Origin of the sequence: Bizionia argentinensis JUB59 (assembly GCF_000224335.1) — a bacterium.
Classification (GTDB): Bacteria; Bacteroidota; Bacteroidia; order Flavobacteriales; family Flavobacteriaceae; genus Algorimicrobium; species Algorimicrobium argentinense.
In genome coordinates this window covers 189,089-205,337 of record NZ_AFXZ01000067.1, presented here as the reverse complement: position 1 = coordinate 205,337, position 16,249 = coordinate 189,089, and the positions used below count along the sequence as shown (strand labels likewise).

Genomic DNA, 16,249 nt, shown 5'->3' with positions numbered 1-16,249 from the left:
TTTCAAGAAATTTCAGGTTTGTTTTTTAAAAACTTCAATAATAATAGGAACCAAGAAATAATTAATAGTAAGCCACCTATTGGCGTAATAAATCCTACTGATTTAAAATTGAATCCTGTTAAATTATTTGTTGCCAAACCATATATAGAGCCCGAAAACAATAGTACACCTCCAAGAACCAAGTAAAAAACAACCTTCTTGGTTTTTTCATCTATTGAAGAAAGACTTCCTACAACAAGTAAAAACAAGGCGTGATACATTTGATAACGTACACCTGTTTCAAATGTTGTAATCTGCTCTGGTAAAATTAACGCCTTAAGGCCATGTGCTCCAAATGCGCCCAAAATTACAGCTGTTAACCCTAAAAAAGAACCTAAAATTAACATCTTCTTATCCATATTATTTATGATTTCCGTTTATAAAACACTTACTATTTCTTACTTTCGTGACTACAAAAATACTCAACATAATTCATTATGCGAAAGATATTGCTCATTGGTGCCGGAAAATCCGCATCTTACCTTATAAAATATTTACTAGAGAAATCTAAAGAAGAGAATTTAAAAATCATTGTTGGCGATTTAAATCTTGACAACGCCAAAAAACTCATAGACAATCACGAAAATGCAGAGGCGATTACTTTGGATGTTTTCGACAAGGAATCACGCCAAAACGCGATTCAAAAATGTGATATTGTTATATCTATGTTACCAGCTCGCTTCCATATTGAAGTAGCCCGCGATTGCATCACCTTTAACAAAAATATGGTAACGGCTTCTTATATTAGTAAAGAGATGCAAGAACTTGATGAAGCTGCTCGTAATAAAGGCTTAATTTTTATGAATGAAATTGGCGTAGATCCAGGAATTGATCATATGAGTGCCATGCATGTTATTGATAGAATTCGCGATGCTGGCGGTAAAATGATTCTTTTTGAATCCTTTACAGGTGGTTTAGTAGCTCCAGAAAGCGATAATAATTTATGGAATTATAAATTCACTTGGAACCCAAGAAACGTAGTTGTTGCTGGACAAGGAGACGCTGCAAAATTCTTACAAGAAGGCACTTACAAATACATTCCTTACAACCGTCTATTTAGAAGAACTGAATTTTTAGATGTTGAAGGATACGGCCGTTTTGAAGGTTATGCAAATCGTGATTCGTTAAAATACCAATCTGTTTATGGTTTAGATCATGCACGTACATTATATCGAGGAACCATGCGTCGCGTTGGCTTTAGTCGTGCTTGGAATGTGTTTGTTCAATTAGGAATGACAGATGATAATTATACGATGGATGATAGCGAAAACATGAGTTACCGCGATTTTGTAAACGCATTTTTACCATACAGCCCAACAGATTCTGTTGAGCTGAAATTTAGACATGCTTTAAAAATTGATCAAGATGATATGGTTTGGGATAAACTTTTGGAATTAGATCTTTTTAATGGCCAGAAAGCTGTTGAATTGAAAAAAGCCACACCCGCTCAAATTCTTCTTAAAATACTTATGGATAGTTGGACTTTATCTCCAGAAGATAAAGACATGATTGTTATGTATCATAAATTCGGATATGAATTAGATGGTAAAAAACACCAAATAGATTCAACCATGGTTACTCTTGGCGAAGATCAAACTTACACCGCCATGTCCAAAACAGTTGGATTACCGGTTGCTATTGCAACGCTTGCTATTTTAAACAAAAAAATTGTTACGCCAGGTGTTCAAATGCCCATAACAAGAGAGGTTTACGAACCTATTTTAAAAGAATTAGAAACATACGGAATAGCTTTTAGCGAAAAGGAAGTGCCATATTTAGGCTATAATCCATTAAACTTATAGCATTTTAGTAGCGCTCATGAAATACTAAACCATGAAAGTAAAAGACAAAGAAATAACCATAGATGGTATTGATAAAACCATCTTGCGCTCCTTAATGAAGGATGCTAGAACGCCGGTTCTAGGAATTGCACGTGAAGTAGGTATTTCAGGAGCTGCTATTCATCAACGCCTTCGAAAACTTGAAAAATCGGGTATTATATCAGGCTCTAAATTTGTTATAAACCCCAAATTTTTAGGCTATACTACCATGGCTTTTATTGGAATTTATTTGGATAAAGCCATGAGTAACCCCGAAGCTGTAAAACAGCTTCAGAAAATCCCAGAAGTTTTGGAATGTCATTATACAACGGGTAATTGGAGTGTTTTTATAAAAATACTTTGCAAAGATAATGAGCATTTAATGCATTTACTGAATAAAGAAATTCAGTCTATTGCAGGAGTTTCTAGAACAGAAACCTTTATTTCTTTAAACCAACAAATTGATAGACAGATTGAAATTTAAATTTAAAAGGGGTTTTAATTACTTCCAGAACTTTAATGTATTAATTTTGCTCCCAGAATAAATTAACTCCCAAAATCTAGTATCTAAAAAATAAAAGGTACTATTTACACGTAACCTAAATTTTATATTATGAAAAAACTGTGTGTATTTACATTTATTTTCTTTTCTGTTAACATTTTGCTATCCTGCAGCAGTGATGACGATAATGGTAATGATAATTCCCCTGCACAAGATGCTACTTTTCAAGCAGTAATTAATGGAGGTAATTACAGTGAGTACTCTTTTACATTGGGCATTTACGACGTTTCAAAAGGAACAAATGGAAACACTTTAAATATCGAAACTGTAGATACTCAAGGTGAATTAATTACTTTATTCTTAAATGGAACTGGTGGTTTTGGAAGCGGTACGGTTAAAGAAATGGGAAATGTAGATTCAAATAAATTTACAAACTATATTTTAATAAGACAAAAACAGCCACAAATCTCTTATTACTCTTCTAACGGGAATGTTACCATTACTAAAAACAGAGAACATCCAACAAAACCTGGTTATCGTTTAATTTCTGGCAAATTTAATACAACTGCAACCTCTCCGGATGGAAATCATACAACAACCATGTCCGGTACCTTCAAAGAATTAGAGTACGAAGATTAATTTTCTTTTAGAAATTTTCTAATACTGAAAAAGCTCTTAAATTATTTAGGAGCTTTTTTTATTTCTATTTGCCTATTGAATAATAATTTTCTTAATTATTGAATTACTACTGGATGTTATTGTCATAAAATACATACCTGAAGATAGTAATGAGCTTAAATCCAAACTGGTAATTGTCGTTGTCCCGTTAAAATTCTGAGTACTAATTGTTCGTCCATTAATATCTTTGACGGTGACTTGATCGAAAACCACTCCAGAACTTTTAATAGTTATTAATCCTTTTGAAGGATTGGGCGCTAATGTAATTTGGTTTTCTAAAAACGCATGATTGGCGACATTTAAAGTAGCCAAAATATCACATAATACTGGATACTGCATATAGGGAAACTCATCATCTCTTTCCCAGTTTACAGCTGTATTAAGCAGCGTTCTAAGTGAGGCTACATCGGTAAAACTTCCACAACTAGCGGCTGAAATTCGTGCATTATCAATTTCAGACTCGATAGACACTGCATTAATTCCTTCGGTAAAAATATCAGGCTTTTCTGTAGTTGTTGTGTTTCCTAAAAGACTTCCACTAGTTGACCATTCTCCAGTCATATTAATAGCAGCAATGAAACCAGAGTCATCAGTTGTTGTAAGTACTGCACCAACATTATAAGCAAAAATAGAATCTCCTCCTGTTGCAAGACCTAAACCCGTGCCAGTTACTGCTCCTGCACTATCCCCATTTTGATCTACTGCTTCAAAAGGTATTCTCGAAATAATAATTTGTGTCCCTGCAGCGTATGCATTTCCAAAAGTAAAAGTTAAAACACCCTCACCAGTTCTTAATCCCCCCAGTTGAAAGAACCAACCGTTTTCATCAAATACAATTTGTTCGCCGACAACAACATCTCTTAATACAACAAAAGTAAAAGCGTCATCTTTTATTGTTGAATCAGAATTATAAGCTGAAAAAGCAATGTCTCCCAACGCAAATTGAGCGCTAGCAAATTGATACGTTGTAATTAGAGCCACCGTAAAAAGTAGTTTTTTAATCATAAATATTTGGTTTTAAGAAGATTAGTGAGTTATAAATGTACAAAAAAATATTCCTGAAAAGATAAATCTCTTAAATAAAAACCAAAAAGATCAGGAGGAAACACGAATACATACTCCTTATCTGCAATGAATTACGAATATTATTAGGCTATATTTTTTTAGAAACAGCAGCATATTCTTATGCGCGATTTGCTAAAACATAAAGTTTAACTTGAAGAGTCGTTTTTAACCCTGGATCATTTATAAAATGAATGCTTCTATGAGAACATTTTGAAGTAAAAGTGCTCAAAACAAATAAAGATATCAATTAGCACACATGCATAGGTGTTTTTGGAAAAAAAATATAAAAATCAGATAAGTGCTCAAGAAAAATTTATACTTAAACTTATTTTGTATAATAAAACTGAATGGTAGTTTGAATTTAAAAATAAAAAAAGTCAGATGTATAACACCTGACTTTTAAATATTACACTAATTTTTGTTTTAATCGCGACCTCCAAAAATTTGAAGAGCCCAATATGCCAATGATGCTAATGCACCAATAGCCGCAACCAAATAGGTTCTGGCAGCCCATTTTAAAGCATCTTCTGCTGCAGCATGTTCATCACGTGTTAACAAGTGTTTGTTTTCTAACCATGCTAATGCACGGTTGCTGGCGTCGTATTCTACCGGCAAAGTAATAAAACTAAATACCGTTGCTAAACCCATCATAGTTACTCCGGCAGCTGCAACCCACCAGCCAATTCCGATTCCTGCAGCACCACCAAGAACTAAACCACCAATAATTAACCACTGAGACATACCCGATGAAACACTTACCACAGGCACTAATTTTGAACGCATAGTTAACCAACTATAAGCTTGCGCATGTTGCACAGCATGACCACATTCGTGAGCGGCCACAGCAGCCGAAGCAGCATTTCGTTGGTTATAAACCGATTCACTTAAATTAACTGTTTTGTTTTTTGGGTTATAATGGTCTGTTAATTGTCCGGGTGTAGAAATAACCTCAACATCATAAATACCATTATCAGAAAGCATTTTTTCTGCTATCTCTTTTCCGCTCATCCCATTTTTTAAATGGACTTGAGAATACTTTTTAAACTTCTTTTTTAATTGATTACTTACCGCCCAGCTTACTAATGCTATAACACCAATTAATATATAATATCCAATCATTTGTTTTCTTTATTTGAAGGGTAAATTTACAGAATATATAGCAAATAGTGCGCCAAATACATGTTAAGAAATTATGTCAGTTTTCCGAATTCTCGAGACACTCATTTTTTAGAAAATCACTACTTTTTTTAATAGAAGCTTTTGATCAAAAAAAGGCTTCACAACTAATTTGTGAAGCCTTTTACGTGAATAATATGTTTAATAAGGTTGTTTTCGCTGAACCTAAAAGGTTTCTGCCTGCAACTTAACAGCAATCACTTTTTTATGAGACAAAACAGTTTTCTTGATGTGTTCTTTGCATATTTCTCGTTGCAACTCCTACTTAAAACAAATTGCATCATTAAAATATTTTGACTTTTTTTATAATGAGATACCTGCTTGCCTGTCTGCCGACAGGCAGGCAGGAGTGCTTAACCAACGATATTTAAAATCTTCCCAGGAACAACGATTATCTTTTTAGGTGTGCGTCTCCTAGCTGTTCTTGTGTGTTTTCATATGCCATAACGCATTTTCTAATATCTATTTCACTCAAATTCATTGATAATTCTAATGTGAAACACATTTAACGAGTAAATAACTTTGGCATTTAGTATAATGAGATTCCTGCTTTCGCAGGAATATGTTACCCGACTATATTTACAATCTTCCCAGGAACGACAATCACTTTTTTCGGCGTACGACCTTCCAGTTGTGCTATTGTTTTTTCGTGAGCCATTACGGCTTTCTCAATATCCTCTTTACTCATATCCATAGGCAACTCTAATGTAAAACGCATTTTACCATTAAAGGAGATTGGATAATTTTTACTGCTCTCCACCAAATGCTTGGCTTCAAATTTTGGGTAATCTGTTATTGAAATAGACTCTTCATAACCCAACTGACTCCATAATTCTTCAGCAATATGCGGCGCATACGGCGACATTAAAACAATAAGCGGTTCTAAAATAGCACGACTTGTACATTTCTGGGCTGTTAATTCGTTAACAGCAATCATAAACGTAGATACAGATGTATTGAATGAAAAACTCTCAATATCTTCTTCTACTTTTTTAATGGTTTTATGTAATGTTTTTAAAGCATCTTTTGTCGGTTCAGAATCCGTTACTTTAATGCCATTATCATCAACATACAATTTCCATAGTTTTTTAAGGAAACCGTGAACACCGGAAATACCAGCTGTATTCCATGGCTTATATTGTTCTAATGGGCCTAAAAACATTTCGTAAAGTCTTAAACTATCTGCGCCGTAATCCTGACAAATACTATCTGGACTTACAACGTTATATTTGGATTTAGACATTTTTTCGACCTCACGACCCACTTTATAAGCCACTCCTAAATCATTTTCAGAAGAAATAACTTTGCCGTTTTCTCCTATAAAAATCGCGTCTTTATAATCTGAACCAAATTCACCGTCATTTTTTAAACCTTCAATATCCAATTCATCAGACGCATTTACATATTGTACTTTTACATGAATAGGTAGTGGTACAACTATTAAATTCTCTAGTGTATCAGCATTTGGTAAACCAGCAATTTCTGCAAGCGTATTTTTAAGTTCTTTTAAAGCGTCTTTATCCGATGCTAAATCTCCTTTACTAATAAAATCTGAATGCGAAATAAAAATATTTTGTAATTTCTTTAATAGTTTGGCCCCAACTACTTCCTCAACTTTAGGATCAAGAAACATATAGCTCAACCTATAAACATAAGCACTTGTGCCCAAAATCATCCCTTGGTTTATCAGCTTTTTAAAAGGCTCTTCAATTTCAACAAAACCACGATCTTTCATAAACTTCACCCAAAAACGCGAGTATAATAAATGACCTGTAGCATGCTCGCTACCACCAATATATAAATCGACATTTTCCCAATATTTGAGTGCATCTTCACTTGCAAAGTCCAAGTCGTTCTGCGCATCCATATATCTAAAGAAATACCAAGAGCTTCCCGCCCAACCTGGCATAGTGTTCAATTCTAGAGGAAACACCGTTTTATTATCTATCAGTTCATTGCTAACCACTTCATTTTTATCAGCGTCCCAAGCCCAAACATCAGCACGACCTAAAGGCGGCTCACCAGTTTCGGTTGGCAAGTACTTTTCTACATTTGGTAAACGAATTGGCAGATGTTCTTTATCAATCATCTGCGGCATACCATTTACATAATAAACAGGAAATGGTTCGCCCCAATAACGTTGTCTGGAAAACACTGCATCACGTAAGCGATAATTTGTTTTTCCTTGGCCTTGGCCTATTTTTTCCAATTCGAAAATAGCACGTTTTGAAGCTTTTTTATACGGGAAACCATTTAAAAATCAGAATTAGTAATAACCGTTTTCTCCTTATCTGAAAAAGCTTCTTCAGAAATATCTACTCCTTCAAAAATATTAGGAATAGGAATATTAAAATGTTTTGCAAAATCGTAATCACGTTGATCACCACAAGGAACAGACATTACTGCGCCAGTTCCATAACCTGCCAAGACGTAATCGCCAATCCAAATTGGAATTGGCTCTTTAGAAAAAGGATGCTCCGCATAAGCACCGGTAAATACACCAGAAATGGTTTTTACATCGGCCATACGATCACGCTCACTTCTTTTTGCTGATTTTTCAATATAAGCGGCAACTGCATCTTTTTGTTCTGGCGTAGTAATTACAGACACTAATTCGTGTTCTGGTGCTAGTGTCATAAAACTCACACCGAAAATGGTATCAGGACGTGTTGTAAAAACTTCGATGTTTCCTTTAAAATTATTATTTTCAACAATAATTTTAAAGGAAACAGAAGAACCTATCGATTTCCCAATCCAATTTCGCTGACTTTCCTTTAAGGAATCCGTCCAGTCAATCGTATCTAGGCCTTGGAGTAAACGTTCCGCATAAGCAGAAATTCGCATAGACCATTGGGTCATTTTTTTTCTAACAACTGAGTGACTTCCGCGTTCGGAAACGCCATTAATAATTTCATCATTAGCTAAAACGGTTCCTAATCCCGGACACCAATTTACTTCGGTTTCTGCTAAATAAGTTAACCGATATTGTAATAATATTTCTTGTTGTTTTCCTGATGAAAAGCTATTCCACACGTCTGCAGTAAACGCTTCAATATGATCATCACAAACGGCGTTAACAGTAGCATTTCCTTCCGAAGAAAATTTCGAAATCAACGTATCTATTGCTTCTGCTTTTTGCGTATCATTATTATACCAAGACTCGAATAATTGAATAAAAATCCACTGTGTCCATTTATAATAACTAGGATCCGATGTGCGTACTTCTCGACTCCAATCAAATGAAAATCCTATTTGATCTAGCTGACGTCTGTAGGTTTTAATGTTTTCTTCTGTCGTAACCGCAGGATGCTGACCCGTTTGAATAGCGTATTGCTCTGCCGGTAAACCAAAGCTATCATAACCTTGTGGATGCAATACATTAAAACCTTTATGACGTTTATAACGCGCATATATATCGCTGGCAATATAACCTAGCGGATGTCCAACATGTAGTCCAGCACCACTTGGATACGGAAACATATCCAAAACATAATACTTGGGTTTTTCGGATTGATTTTCGGCTTTAAACGTTTCGTTTTCTGCCCAATACTTTTGCCACTTGGCTTCTATGTCGTTAAAATTATATTGCATCTATATTGTTCTAAATATTAAAGGTCCTAAACAAATAAGCTTAAGGATTTCGGCATCAAATTACCTGGTATTTATCCTAGCAATCATTCCTTTTAGGAGCGCAAATTTAAACTTATTATAACAATGTTGAAAGTTTAAACGTTGTAATCCTAAAGGAATAGGATTTCTTTCATATTTTTACAGCATTAACGTATCTAAATTTATGAGTTCATCTTTTGAAAATTATCAAAAACGCCGTTTAATATCATCTTATTTTTCAGTGGTATTAAGTATTGGGTTGGTTTTATTCCTTTTAGGTTTGTTGGGGATGCTTGTTTTAAATGCAAAAAAAGTATCTGATCATTTTAAAGAGCAGGTAGTTGTTACCATTTACTTGAAAGATACAGCCAAAGACGTTGAAACAAAACAGTTAGAAAAAAGCCTAGCGATGTCCGATTATGTAAAATCGACAGAATTTGTTTCCAAAGAACAGGCTGCCGAATCTATGAAAGCAGAAAACGGCGAAGATTTTATGGCTTTTTTAGGTTTTAATCCACTACAAAACTCTATTGATGTTCATGTAAAAGCAGATTTTGTCACCGCAGAGCAATTAGATATTATTGCCCAAGAAGCACTTAGCAAAAACTTTGTGGATGAAGTCCGTTACGATAATGATCTAGTTAATTTGATGAATGACAACGTTAAAAAAATCAGCTTTTGGATTTTAGTTATCAGTGGTTTATTTACACTTATTGCAGTATTATTAATTAATAGTTCAATTCGTTTATCAATTTACTCCAAACGTTTCACCATTAAAACCATGCAAATGGTTGGTGCTACCAAACAATTTATTAGACGTCCATTTGTATGGAAAAGTGTTCGACTAGGGGTTATTGGCGCTGTTTTAGCAATCACAGGTATGGCAATTGTGCTTTATTACATTGATAAAACTTTCCCGGAATTAGAGCTTTTAAATAACAGAATTCTATTGGGTGTTTTATTTATGACCATATTTGTTTTAGGCGTAATTATTACATGGATCAGCACATTTATTGCAACCCAACGATTCTTGAATTTAAAAACCGATCAGTTATATTATTAAAAAAGTAAGGATTAAAAGCACTTTTAGAAATTAAAGAAACCTCATTAAACCCGACTATTTTAGCCTTCAGCATTTGCTTAATTTATTATATAAATTCGGGTTTTGAAGGCTAGTTAAATTTCGATTCTCTTAACGTGAAAGTTTTAAATAATTCAGTTACTTTGCAGAGATTGAAAAAATTAGCTGTGTGTATGGTAAAACATGCTGCACTTAGCACTTCAATGACACTATTTTTAAAGAATTTTTATCTGGATTTAAAATTTCAGAAAATTAATTACGAATTATGGGCGAACAAAAACAAAAATCAGACACAAAAACCGAATTTGTTTTCGGAAGAAAAAACTATAAATTCATGCTAATAGGTTTAGCCTGTATTGCTCTAGGATTTATTCTTATGTCGGGTGGTGGACATGACGACCCCAATTTTTTTAACCCCGAAATATTCAGCTTTCGTCGTATTCGTTTGGCACCAACATTAGTACTGTTAGGATTTGCCATCGAAATTTACGCTATTTTACTGAACCCAAATAAAGCTAAAAGCTCAAATCAATAACTTTAAACATTCCTTTTTTACAATCAAATTCTGTTTACAAATAGAGTTTGCTGCCTAACTATCGATTACTTTTCTACATGGATTTATTAGACGCTATTATACTCGCAATTATTGAAGGTATTACGGAGTACTTACCAGTATCTTCAACAGGGCATATGATTATTGCTTCATCATTTATGAAAATTGCCAGTGACGATTTCACCAAGCTTTTCACTATTGTTATTCAACTGGGTGCTATTTTAGCCGTAGTTGTTTTATATTGGAAACGCTTTTTTCAAAGTATGGATTTTTACTATAAATTATTAGTGGCTTTTATTCCTGCAGTTATTCTAGGCCTGCTACTAAACGATGTAATTGATGGTCTTTTAGAAAGCCCATTAATAGTTGCTACCTCCTTAATTATTGGTGGTTTTATCTTATTAAAAGTAGATGATTGGTTTGCAGCAAATGAAATAGAAGACGAAAAAAATCCCACAGCACACACAGAAATAAGTTATGCAACTGCCTTAAAAATTGGATTTTTTCAATGTTTGGCTATGATTCCAGGAACCTCAAGAAGTGGCGCATCTATTGTAGGTGGTATGACACAAAAACTGAATAGAAAAACAGCTGCCGAATTTTCATTCTTTCTAGCTGTACCAACCATGTTCGGTGCTACAGCAAAAAAATTATTCGATTATTACAACGCAGGTTTTGAACTAAATAGCGACCAAATCAATTATTTAATCCTTGGAAATGTTATAGCTTTTATTGTTTCTTTAATTGCTATTAAATCATTTATAGATTATTTAAGCAAAAAAGGATTTAAAATCTTCGGTTATTATAGGATTGTTGTAGGTATCGCTTTATTTGTAATTCATTACTTTATTTTCCCTCTAACCACTATCTAAATGCTAACAGCTGAAGATTATCTTTCCGGACAAGTTTTACTCATAGACAAACCTTTAAACTGGACCTCTTTTCAAGCCGTTAACAAGCTACGATGGGAAATACGTAACGCCTTTGATATTAAGAAAATAAAAGTTGGCCATGCGGGCACTTTAGATCCTTTGGCTACAGGTTTACTTATTATTTGTACAGGGAAAATGACCAAGCAAATAGACTCCTTTCAAGGTCAAGATAAGGAATACACCGGCACGATTGTTTTGGGCGGCACTACGCCGTCTTATGATTTAGAGACCGAAATAGATACTACTTTTCCAACCGAGCATATTACAGAAACAATGATTCATGAAGCTACCAAGCAGTTTATTGGTGATATCGATCAATTTCCACCTGTTTTTTCGGCTCTCAAAAAAGAAGGAAAACGTCTTTATGAATATGCACGTGCTGGTGAAGAAGTCGAAATTAATTCGCGTAAGATTCATATTTCAACTTTTGAAATCACCAAAATTAAAGACTTAAATATCGATTTTCGCATTGTTTGTGGGAAAGGAACTTATATTCGTTCCATAGCACACGATTTTGGAAAAGCCTTGAGTTCTGGTGGTCATTTATCGGTTTTGCGACGAACCAAAATTGGTGATTTCCATGTGGATAAAGCACTTTCACCAGAAGCATTTATTAAAAGCATAGCAACTAAATAGCTACTTTTTTTGTATATTAATCTGATATTTAACTATTAAAAAAGATATTTCACAAACATTGAACATTTCAGATCAACATAAAGCAATCCTTCTTACAGCCCTGATTTCGGCAACGGTTTTAATGATGCTATTTGGCTTTCATATTACGCAACACCGCGAAAAACTTGCAGAAAGCTATTATGTAATGGAACCTAAAACTGAAAAAGAATTAGAAGCCGAAACCTTGGAGAAAATAGCAGCTGAACAGACTGAAAAAGCCGAAACCAATAAAGCTTATAACGAAACCGAAGACTATAAGAAATTCAGCCAAGCTTATCAGCCAATTGCTCCGCCTAAAGATTACGAATATACCAAGCCAGATACTGCCACAGAAGAAACCACGAGTGAAGATACAGGAGAAGGGTTCAGTTCTGAAATAAATGAAGATTTAATGACCTCATATAACGAGGCAAATGCCGTGCTTAAACAACAGCAAGGAAATTTAGCCGCACAATCGGTTAACAACAAAAGTAGCATGCATTATTCATTGGTGGGGAGAACGCATAAATATTTACCAACGCCAATTTACCTGTGCGATGTAGGGGGAAAAGTAGTCGTAAATATTGCCGTAAATAATAAAGGAATTGTTACTAAATCAACGATTAACAAAGCTGCCTCTGTCAACAATGATTGCTTACATGAACACGCTATTGAATATGCCAATGAGTCGCGTTTCAGTATAGATAATTCTAAAAAAACGCAACTCGGCTCTATTACTTTTTATTTTGAAGGCAAGCGTTAAACGCCTAACATTTGAAGTAAATCTTCAATAGTACTCTGACCTTTATCGTTGTTGTACCAGACTTGCAGATCTTCTTTAATCTCTGCTGTTATTTCACCATGTTTCGCTTTATAATCAGCTACTAATTTATTGGCAGCTGCTGGTCGAGGCCCATAAGTATTTAAAACCTCAATCGTTTCCGTGTCAATCATAATTAGTTTAGGAACAGATTTTCCGCCATTGGTTAGAAATTGGTTCATAAGCGCTTCATTCGTATCACGCAGCACTAGTTTTAAATCGATATGATCGCTTTGCTCGGCTACTTTATGGATGGCAGGCACCACATGAGCAGCATCTCCACACCAACTTTCTGTAATAACAATCCAGGTAGCGTTTCCTTTAAAATTAGAAATACGCATTAAAGTATCTTCCGATAATTTAACCGTTTTATCCCAGCGCTTCATACGTCTATCGTTCAGCTTGGTATATTCTACCATGTCTTCAGATTTGTCGTTACCGGTGGTCGATTCATTAGCGACCAAATTTATTACCAAATCGCGATAATCAGGGTACGTATAACTCGTTTTTAAACTTGCTTTAATGATATCTGAAATGTCAGTTGTATTCAAAGTTTCCATAGAATTTATTTCATTTTATATTACTACAAAGGTACAGTCTTATCTTATTGCTAATGGTAACCTTTATTACATAGCATGGTCAAAAATAATAAGTTTCACCTTCTTAACTTATGATTTATATCATATCTATGTCTATCTTTAAGTTGAAAACTTACAATTTTTATTTTTATGAAAAAGCATAGATGCGGATGGTGTGTTGGAGATGATTTATTCGAAGCCTATCACGACAAAGAATGGGGTGTTCCAGTTTATGATGATGCGATTCTTTTTGAATTTTTAGTATTGGAAACTTTTCAGGCAGGGTTAAGTTGGATTACTATTTTACGAAAGCGTGAAAATTTCAGAGATGCTTTTGATGATTTCAACTATAAAAAGATAGCAAACTATCAGCAACCAAAAATTGATAGTTTATTGCAAGATACTGGTATTGTTAGAAATAAACTAAAAGTAAATGGCACCGTTACTAATGCAAGGCTATTTATGGAAGTTCAAGAGGAATTTGGAAGTTTCAGCAACTATTTATGGCGCTTTGTAAATAATAAACCCATAAAAAATAATGTAGAAAATTACAAAGAAGCAGCCACTACAACGGCAATTTCGGATACGTTGAGTAAAGACTTAAATACACGTGGTTTTAAATTTGTAGGTTCTACTGTAATGTATGCTTTTATGCAGGCTGTAGGTTTAGTTAATGATCATGAAGTGGCTTGCTTTAGAAATGAAGAAGTTTAAACGCGGGCTACAACAGGAATTTTGCCAAACTAGACTAAAATTACTTTAAATACGCCAAAAACGATTCTCTAGCAATCTCTTCCGCACCCAATCTTTCCAAATGATTGGTGTAAACCTGGCAATCAATTAACTTATAATTAGTGTTTTGGATAAAGGTTATAAAAGCCACTTTACTAGCATTGCTGACCTTAGCAAACATACTTTCGCCACAAAAAATGCCGTTTCCTAAATCTATTCCATAGAATCCGCCCACCAATTCATCGTTTTGCCATACTTCTACCGATTTGGCATAACCTGTTATATGCAGTTCATTATAAGCAGCAATCATACTATCTGTAATCCAAGTGCCAGCTTGACCAGATCGTTTTACTCGTGAACATTCCGTAATAACCTGATTAAAATCTTGATTTATTGAAACGGTAAAATCAGCATTTCGCAACACCTGTTTCATACTTTTAGAAACTTTCAACTTCTCTGGAAATAATACAAATCGTGGATCTGGCGACCACCACAAAACAGGCTGTCCGGCTTCAAACCACGGAAATATCCCTGATTTATAGGCGAGGAGTAAGCGCTCAACAGATAAATCGCTACCCATAGCCAAAAAACCATCGGCATCAGATTGGCTAACATCGGGAAACCATAAATCTTGATTGAGAAATTGCATAAATTTTAATCTTAAAAATCAAAAACCTCAACGCAGTAAAACGTTGAGGTTTATTATACGTGATTAGTCACTAATTAAAATGGTAAATCGTCGTTATCTTCTTCGTTCAAATCGCTAGCAGGCTCAAAAGCTTGTGCTGGTGGAACAGGTGGCATTTCTGGACTTGAAGCATCTGCTTGAGCTACTTCAATACGCCATCCCTGAATAGAGTTAAAATATTTAGTTTCACCTTGTGGGTTAACCCATTCTCTACCGCGTAAGTTAATATTTATTTTTACTTGCTGTCCTACTTGATAGCTGTTTAATAAATCCGTTTTATCTTGAACAAATTCAACCATTATAGTTTGTGGGTACTGCTCTTCTGTTGTAACGACTACTTCTCTTTTTCTAAAGCCATTGCTACCAAACGATTGAGTTTCACCAATAACTTTAATTCTTCCTTGTACTTCCATTGTTAAAATTTGATTTTCTGTGTTATGATAATAATATTTTCCAGGCACTATCTAAATCGCCGAAGCTTAAATAGTTTTGTGCCAATTTATGTTTATTTCTGTGTGAAGCTTCCTTAATATTTGGATGGTTCTGACTAACCGTTTCCAAAAATTCCTTTACAGCTTCGGCTGTTGGCAATTTCTCTACATTACCTAACATACCTAATTGGTTCCCTGTTAAAATCATGCTATTTTTTACATGATCTGGCATAACATCTACACCAATTCCTAATGTTGTTAATGGCTTCGGAATTTCAAAAAAGCCATTTTTAGCGCGGCTGTAATAACTTCCACCAGCACGAGATACTAGATCCAATTTCTCTTGATTAATTTGATCATTTTCATCTAAAACATCCTCTTCGATGTGTAATTTTACAACTTCGCAAATTATTAAATTTCCAGCGCCACCTTCTGTTCCAAGATGAATAATATCATTTACCTTGCATTCAAACTGAACAGGCGATTCTGCAACACGAAATGGTTTTACAATATCCGATTTCAACATATTAAAACCAGCCTTTTCAAATTCATTTACGCCTATAGGATAATCTGTACTACTTAATGACATTTGCTGAACCATATCAAAACTCACCACATTTATCACGACTTCTTTAGTTGCTAATATATTTTCTAATGTATGTTTAGTCGTATTATCACGAACACGACGTGCTGGTGAAAAAACCATAATCGGCGGATTTGCACTAAAAACATTAAAAAAACTAAATGGCGATAAATTTGGATTTCCATCCGCATCAATCGTACTAGCAAAAGCTATAGGCCTTGGCGCTACGGCACTTAACAAATAACTATGCAACTTGCCTGTTGATAACTGATTAGGTTCGTATGAAATCATGGGTACTTTATAATTTT

At 34.5% G+C, this 16,249-nt stretch carries 16 protein-coding genes and 1 pseudogene; 9 read left to right on the top strand and 8 right to left on the bottom strand.

Annotated elements, in window-relative coordinates:
• Positions 1–2 precede the first annotated feature (2 nt).
• A complete protein-coding gene (locus BZARG_RS14570) occupies positions 3–398 on the bottom strand; it encodes a DUF423 domain-containing protein (RefSeq protein ID WP_008639538.1) in 396 nt (131 codons plus the stop codon).
• A 78-nt stretch (positions 399–476) separates the two neighbouring features.
• Between BZARG_RS14570 and BZARG_RS14565 the strand changes: the two genes are divergently transcribed.
• From BZARG_RS14565 to BZARG_RS14555, 3 genes are all read left to right on the top strand, one after another.
• Positions 477–1,841, top strand: a complete 1,365-nt coding sequence (locus tag BZARG_RS14565; protein ID WP_008639439.1) for a saccharopine dehydrogenase family protein — start codon at positions 477–479, stop codon at positions 1,839–1,841.
• 31 nt (positions 1,842–1,872) lie between these two features.
• Positions 1,873–2,343, top strand: coding sequence for an Lrp/AsnC ligand binding domain-containing protein (locus BZARG_RS14560; RefSeq protein WP_008639723.1), 471 nt, complete (start codon positions 1,873–1,875; stop codon positions 2,341–2,343).
• A gap of 129 nt (positions 2,344–2,472) precedes the next feature.
• On the top strand, positions 2,473–3,000 hold the full coding sequence (locus BZARG_RS14555; protein WP_008639736.1) for a hypothetical protein: 528 nt from the start codon (positions 2,473–2,475) through the stop codon (positions 2,998–3,000).
• Between the two features lie 72 nt (positions 3,001–3,072).
• On the opposite strand, the gene BZARG_RS14550 is transcribed toward BZARG_RS14555, so the two are convergent.
• From BZARG_RS14550 to BZARG_RS16175, 3 genes and pseudogenes are all read right to left on the bottom strand, one after another.
• Positions 3,073–4,044 carry a T9SS type A sorting domain-containing protein gene (locus BZARG_RS14550; RefSeq protein ID WP_008639457.1) on the bottom strand — a complete coding sequence of 324 codons (972 nt, stop codon included), beginning with the start codon at positions 4,042–4,044 and terminating at the stop codon, positions 3,073–3,075.
• A gap of 483 nt (positions 4,045–4,527) precedes the next feature.
• Positions 4,528–5,223, bottom strand: coding sequence for a zinc metallopeptidase (locus BZARG_RS14545; RefSeq protein ID WP_008639657.1), 696 nt, complete (start codon positions 5,221–5,223; stop codon positions 4,528–4,530).
• 622 nt (positions 5,224–5,845) lie between these two features.
• Positions 5,846–8,871 (bottom strand): annotated as a pseudogene (locus BZARG_RS16175) (leucine--tRNA ligase).
• Between the two features lie 202 nt (positions 8,872–9,073).
• On the opposite strand from BZARG_RS16175, the gene BZARG_RS14535 reads away from it, so the two are divergent.
• The 5 genes from BZARG_RS14535 (at position 9,074) to BZARG_RS14515 (ending at position 12,872) form a co-directional block, all read left to right on the top strand.
• Positions 9,074–9,952 (top strand): cell division protein FtsX, encoded by an 879-nt coding sequence (locus BZARG_RS14535; protein WP_008639611.1) that lies wholly within the window; start codon positions 9,074–9,076, stop codon positions 9,950–9,952.
• Positions 9,953–10,235: 283 nt separating this feature from the next.
• Positions 10,236–10,505 (top strand): DUF3098 domain-containing protein, encoded by a 270-nt coding sequence (locus BZARG_RS14530; protein ID WP_040288913.1) that lies wholly within the window; start codon positions 10,236–10,238, stop codon positions 10,503–10,505.
• Positions 10,506–10,582: 77 nt separating this feature from the next.
• Positions 10,583–11,395, top strand: coding sequence for an undecaprenyl-diphosphate phosphatase (locus BZARG_RS14525; protein ID WP_008639635.1), 813 nt, complete (start codon positions 10,583–10,585; stop codon positions 11,393–11,395).
• The gene (gene truB / locus BZARG_RS14520; protein WP_008639527.1) at positions 11,396–12,091 is read left to right on the top strand and encodes a tRNA pseudouridine(55) synthase TruB; all 696 of its coding nucleotides are present in this window, start codon (positions 11,396–11,398) and stop codon (positions 12,089–12,091) included. It abuts the gene before it with no gap.
• Between the two features lie 58 nt (positions 12,092–12,149).
• Positions 12,150–12,872, top strand: a complete 723-nt coding sequence (locus BZARG_RS14515) for a hypothetical protein (RefSeq protein ID WP_008639462.1) — start codon at positions 12,150–12,152, stop codon at positions 12,870–12,872.
• Here the strand turns inward: BZARG_RS14515 and BZARG_RS14510 are convergent.
• Positions 12,869–13,489, bottom strand: a complete 621-nt coding sequence (locus tag BZARG_RS14510; RefSeq protein WP_008639489.1) for a thioredoxin family protein — start codon at positions 13,487–13,489, stop codon at positions 12,869–12,871. The genes BZARG_RS14515 and BZARG_RS14510 overlap by 4 nt on opposite strands.
• A gap of 168 nt (positions 13,490–13,657) precedes the next feature.
• Here BZARG_RS14510 and BZARG_RS14505 point away from each other — a divergent pair, with 168 nt between their 5' ends.
• Positions 13,658–14,221, top strand: a complete 564-nt coding sequence (locus BZARG_RS14505) for a DNA-3-methyladenine glycosylase I (protein WP_008639653.1) — start codon at positions 13,658–13,660, stop codon at positions 14,219–14,221.
• A gap of 40 nt (positions 14,222–14,261) precedes the next feature.
• Here the strand turns inward: BZARG_RS14505 and aat are convergent, their stop codons facing one another.
• The 3 genes from aat to BZARG_RS14490 form a co-directional block, all read right to left on the bottom strand.
• Positions 14,262–14,888, bottom strand: coding sequence for a leucyl/phenylalanyl-tRNA--protein transferase (aat, locus tag BZARG_RS14500; protein WP_008639751.1), 627 nt, complete (start codon positions 14,886–14,888; stop codon positions 14,262–14,264).
• A gap of 74 nt (positions 14,889–14,962) precedes the next feature.
• Positions 14,963–15,340, bottom strand: a complete 378-nt coding sequence (locus BZARG_RS14495) for a DUF3127 domain-containing protein (protein WP_008639671.1) — start codon at positions 15,338–15,340, stop codon at positions 14,963–14,965.
• 22 nt (positions 15,341–15,362) lie between these two features.
• Positions 15,363–16,232, bottom strand: coding sequence for a flavin reductase family protein (locus BZARG_RS14490; protein WP_008639694.1), 870 nt, complete (start codon positions 16,230–16,232; stop codon positions 15,363–15,365).
• Positions 16,233–16,249 lie beyond the last annotated feature (17 nt).

Coding starts and splice junctions, on each gene's coding strand:
- BZARG_RS14565 (WP_008639439.1), top strand. CDS start 477: ATGCGAAAGATATTGCTCATTGGTGCCGGAAAATCCGCATCTTACCTT.
- BZARG_RS14510 (WP_008639489.1), bottom strand. CDS start 13,489: ATGGAAACTTTGAATACAACTGACATTTCAGATATCATTAAAGCAAGT.
- BZARG_RS14570 (WP_008639538.1), bottom strand. CDS start 398: ATGGATAAGAAGATGTTAATTTTAGGTTCTTTTTTAGGGTTAACAGCT.
- BZARG_RS14490 (WP_008639694.1), bottom strand. CDS start 16,232: ATGATTTCATACGAACCTAATCAGTTATCAACAGGCAAGTTGCATAGT.
- BZARG_RS14560 (WP_008639723.1), top strand. CDS start 1,873: ATGAAAGTAAAAGACAAAGAAATAACCATAGATGGTATTGATAAAACC.
- BZARG_RS14505 (WP_008639653.1), top strand. CDS start 13,658: ATGAAAAAGCATAGATGCGGATGGTGTGTTGGAGATGATTTATTCGAA.
- BZARG_RS14495 (WP_008639671.1), bottom strand. CDS start 15,340: ATGGAAGTACAAGGAAGAATTAAAGTTATTGGTGAAACTCAATCGTTT.
- truB (WP_008639527.1), top strand. CDS start 11,396: ATGCTAACAGCTGAAGATTATCTTTCCGGACAAGTTTTACTCATAGAC.
- BZARG_RS14545 (WP_008639657.1), bottom strand. CDS start 5,223: ATGATTGGATATTATATATTAATTGGTGTTATAGCATTAGTAAGCTGG.
- aat (WP_008639751.1), bottom strand. CDS start 14,888: ATGCAATTTCTCAATCAAGATTTATGGTTTCCCGATGTTAGCCAATCT.
- BZARG_RS14550 (WP_008639457.1), bottom strand. CDS start 4,044: ATGATTAAAAAACTACTTTTTACGGTGGCTCTAATTACAACGTATCAA.
- BZARG_RS14555 (WP_008639736.1), top strand. CDS start 2,473: ATGAAAAAACTGTGTGTATTTACATTTATTTTCTTTTCTGTTAACATT.
- BZARG_RS14535 (WP_008639611.1), top strand. CDS start 9,074: ATGAGTTCATCTTTTGAAAATTATCAAAAACGCCGTTTAATATCATCT.
- BZARG_RS14530 (WP_040288913.1), top strand. CDS start 10,236: ATGGGCGAACAAAAACAAAAATCAGACACAAAAACCGAATTTGTTTTC.
- BZARG_RS14525 (WP_008639635.1), top strand. CDS start 10,583: ATGGATTTATTAGACGCTATTATACTCGCAATTATTGAAGGTATTACG.